We start from the raw sequence: 3,528 nt of genomic DNA, 5'->3' as shown, positions 1-3,528 counted from the left end.
TACCTGCACGGCGAGGCGGGCAGCTGACTTCAGGCCGCCCCGTACGCCCCCGATGCCCCCTCCCGCACCGCGAACGAAGTCTCTAGGCTCGGAAGTTCACCTGCGGACCTCCGAGACCCATAGCCGAAGGACACCGACCATGCGCCGCGCCTTGATCGTCGTAGACGTGCAGAACGACTTCTGCGAGGGGGGCAGCCTCCCGGTGGCCGGAGGTGCCGATGTGGCCGCCGCGATCACCGAGCTGATCGGGCAGGCCCCCGCCGGATACCGGCACGTGGTGGCCACCCGCGACCACCACATCGCGCCCGGCGGCCACTTCGCGGACGAGCCCGACTTCGTCCACTCCTGGCCCGCCCACTGCGTGGCGGGCACGGAGGGCGTCGGCTTCCACCCGAACTTCGCGCCCGCCGTCGCCTCCGGGGCGATCGACGCGGTGTTCGACAAGGGGGCGTACTCGGCGGCGTACAGCGGGTTCGAGGGGACCGACGAGAACGGGGTGTCGCTCGCCGAGTGGCTGCGGACCCGCAAGATCGACGAGGTCGACGTGGTCGGCATCGCCACCGACCACTGTGTGCGGGCCACCGCCGTGGACGCCGCGCGCGAGGGCTTCCGCACCCAGGTCCTGCTCGACCTCACCGCCGGGGTGAGCCAGGAGAGCGTCGACCGGGCGCTGGAGGAGATGCGCGAGGCGGGCGTGGAGCTGACCGGCAAGCCGGTCGTCTCCGGCGCCGCCTGACCCGGGCCCGGCCCGGGTCGGGCCCGGGTCAGGCCGGTGCCGTCGACGGGCGCAGCAGGGACCGGATCGGGCGCCACAGCTCCATGACCGCGACACCGTTGTCGGGGGCGGTGCGCCATATCAGGCCGTCGGGGTGGTGCAGGACGGCGGTGATCTCGTCCGGGGTCGGCGGGGCCGCGTTGCCCCGCAGGTAGACGGCGCGCAGCCCCAGGTTGCGCAGCCTGGTCAGGGCGCGCGCCCGGTTCTGGGCGTGGACGAGCACGCGGACGCTGCCGGGGCCGCGGTCGGCGGGGCTGGGCAGGTTCAGTGCCACCACCACCGTGCCGTTCGGCAGCTTGCAGAAACCTCCTGCGGCCATGCGGTCACATCCCCGTGTCAGCCGGTGTCAATAAGAATTCCACAGGACGCATCTGAACACGATCGGCGGCAACCCGCCAAGGGGTTGCCGCCGATACGCTTCTGACCTGCGGAGATACCGACTACTTCACCGCGGGGCCGACCTCGACGGAGATCGTGGAGCCGTTCCAGGCCTCCTTGACGATCCTGATCTTGGTGTTGGTGTCAGTGATCTTGACGCCGGCGGTCGGGGTGGCCGCGTCGTAGTAGGTGTTCGTGTGGTCGTTGAAGACCGGCACGCCCTTCGACGACGGGACGCGGGTCGCGACGTCCGCCTTGTGCAGCGTGATGCCGTCCGTGCGGTACAGGCTGAACGGCGAGTCGTAGGCCTGGACCCGGTTGCGCATCAGCGTGCCGTCGGCGAACTTCAGCGGCGCCGGGTGCGAGTCCACCGGGAGCAGCAGACCGACGCCCGGGTGGTCGCTGGTGTTGTTGTCCTTCTGCGAGGTGTCCCACTTCCAGATCAACAGGCCGTTCTGGTACGGGTAGTGCTCCACCCAGTCCGGACGGCTCGCGAACCCGAAGTTGTACGGGCCGACCTCGAGCGTCTTGTCGTACGACACGTACTGCCGGTTCTCGGCGATGTAGAACTGGTCGTACTCCTCGGTGAAGGTCGCCCCGATGCGGGAGAAGCCCTTCTTCGCCCAGCCGGCGTCGTCGCCCTCGGCGTTGTCCGTGAACAGCGCGGTGCCGTCGGCGGTGACGGTGATGGAGTCGGCCGCGAAGCCCTTCAGCGCCACGCCGCCGTCGCTCTGGTAGCGGAAGCGCAGGTCGAACTTCTTGCCCGCGTAGGCGTCCAGGGAGTACGCCAGCTTCTGGTAACCGTCGACCGTGCCGGTGAGGGCCGGCTTGCCGCTGCCGTCCCGCGGGATCGGCTGGCCGCCCACCGTGCCGTCCAGGGCGGTCCAGGTGGCGCCGCCGTCGGTGGACACCTCGGTGTAGAGGTAGTCGTAGTCCTTCTCGATCTCGTACCAGCCGTCGAGGGTCAGCGCCGCCGACTTCTTGCCGGTCAGGTCGACCGAGCGGGTCAGGGTGTTGCGCAGGTCGTCACCGCTGCCGCTCCACCACTGCTTGCCGCCCTCGGCCGGGGCGACGATCTCGGTGGTGACCTGCTTCCTCGGCAGGGTGACCACGAGAGCCTGGGCGTTCTTGGTGTTGTACTCGGCGACGCCCAGCTTGTGCTTCGACTTCGTGGCGGCCTTGGCCGTGTCGTAGTCGAGCCAGCCCAGCTGGAGCTTGTCCCAGGCGGTCATGTCGCCGGGCAGGTCGCCGATGGCGCCCTGGCCGCGGCCGAGCCAGGAGCCGGAGGACATCAGGGTCCAGAACCCGGTGGAGTTCTCGCCGCCCTGGGTGTCGTAGTGGTCCGGCAGGCCGAGGTCGTGGCCGTACTCGTGGGCGAAGACGCCGAGTCCGCCGTTCTCCGGCTGGATGGTGTAGTCGCCGACCCAGATGCCGGTGGAGCCGATCTGGGTGCCGCCGAGCTTGTTGAAGTCGGGGCCGGTGGCGCCCTGGTCGGTGCCGAACGCGTACCAGCGGTGGGCCCAGATCGCGTCCTCGCCCTGCGCGCCGCCGCCGGCCGACTCGTCCTCGCCGGCGTGCACGATCTGGAAGTGGTCGATGTAGCCGTCGCGCTCGTTGAAGTCGCCGTCGGCGTCGAAGTCGTAGCGGTCCCACTGGTCGTACTCGGCGAGCTTGGCCTTGATCTCGGCGTCCGACTTGCCGGCGGCCTTCTGCGCCTGGACCCAGGCGGTGACGCCGTCCTGCACCGCGTACCAGGCGCAGTTGTCCGGGTCGCACTTGTTGGAGCCGTAACGGGCCTCGTTGTAGGGGACCTTGACCCAGTCGGAGACCTCGCCCTCGATGGAGTAGCGGCCCGAGGACTGCTTCTCGTAGTAGGTCTTCATCGAGTCGGCGCCGTCGCCGAAGTAGAGGTTCTGGTAGTGCTCGCGGTCGTAGTCCGCCTGCCAGGCGGTGCTGTTGTCCTTGGTGCGGTCCGGCGCGGCGATCTGGTTGTGCAGCGGGCCGGGGGTGCCGCCGTAGCGGGGGTCGGTCCTGTCGCCGAACTCGACCAGGATGGTGAAGATCTTGTCGGTCTTCTCCCGGCCCAGCTCGACGTACTTGCCGGCGCCCTTGCGGCCGGTCAGCTCGACGACCTGGGAGCCGTCGCGCTTCTGTATCTCGGCCTCGCCCGATATGACCTGCTTCAGGGCCTCTTCGCGCTGGGCTTCCTGGGTCTTGGTGAACGGGCCTTCGAGGTCGTGCTCCTCGTGGGCCTTGACGGACGCCGGGTCCTGCCGGTCGATGACGGCGGGCTTCTCGGGGCCGGCCGGGTCGGCCTGCGCCACGGTCGAGAAGCCGGCGGTGGCCGCCGCGAGCGCGACCGCGGTCGCGGCCGC

3 protein-coding genes are annotated in these 3,528 nt (G+C 69.9%); 1 reads left to right on the top strand and 2 read right to left on the bottom strand.

Translation table 11 applies throughout. From position 1 onward, the window contains the following. Positions 1–139: 139 nt before the first annotated feature. On the top strand, positions 140–736 hold the full coding sequence (locus tag CCN42_RS30920; RefSeq protein WP_086168062.1) for a nicotinamidase: 597 nt from the start codon (positions 140–142) through the stop codon (positions 734–736). A gap of 28 nt (positions 737–764) precedes the next feature. Here the strand turns inward: CCN42_RS30920 and CCN42_RS30915 are convergent, their stop codons facing one another. Then, entirely contained in the window at positions 765–1,094 is a 330-nt protein-coding gene (locus CCN42_RS30915) for a hypothetical protein (RefSeq protein ID WP_086740573.1), read from the bottom strand. Between the two features lie 121 nt (positions 1,095–1,215). After that, positions 1,216–3,528: immune inhibitor A domain-containing protein (locus tag CCN42_RS30910; protein WP_245877542.1), on the bottom strand; the 2,313-nt coding region annotated here is incomplete at its 5' end.

Origin of the sequence: Streptomyces glaucescens (assembly GCF_002154375.1) — a bacterium.
GTDB lineage: Bacteria > Actinomycetota > Actinomycetes > Streptomycetales > Streptomycetaceae > Streptomyces > Streptomyces glaucescens.
This window is presented reverse-complemented; position numbering and strand designations above follow the sequence as displayed.